Origin of the sequence: Ferrovum myxofaciens, from assembly GCF_000735045.1 — a bacterium.
GTDB classification, from domain to species: domain Bacteria; phylum Pseudomonadota; class Gammaproteobacteria; order Burkholderiales; family Ferrovaceae; genus Ferrovum; species Ferrovum myxofaciens.
Genome location: NZ_JPOQ01000554.1, coordinates 1 through 258, shown reverse-complemented (window position 1 = coordinate 258; position 258 = coordinate 1). Strand labels below are relative to the sequence as shown.

At 59.3% G+C, this 258-nt stretch carries 1 pseudogene; it reads right to left on the bottom strand.

Annotation, left to right across the window (positions count from 1 at the left end):
• A pseudogene (locus IV91_RS17650) lies at window positions 1-258 on the bottom strand (IS66 family transposase); the annotation flags it as partial.

Below are 258 nucleotides of genomic sequence, written 5' to 3'. Positions count from 1 at the left end.
CGTCCGGCTTTGACTGGAGTTTCATCCATGGTGATGACCCGAGAGGTGCGAATGGATTCCAGTTGAGCCTGGTGAATGGGGCGCAGCAGTTCCAGGGCAGCGTGAGTGAGTTGGGTCAGCCAGGGGGCGACTTGACGGTGACCCCGTTACTGCCCAGACGCTGATGCTGGCGATACAGGGGCTGGTGGTACAGGAATTTATCCACGACCATGCCCGCCAGGAAACTCACATCGGCACGGCTGTTATCCAGAACGCCCT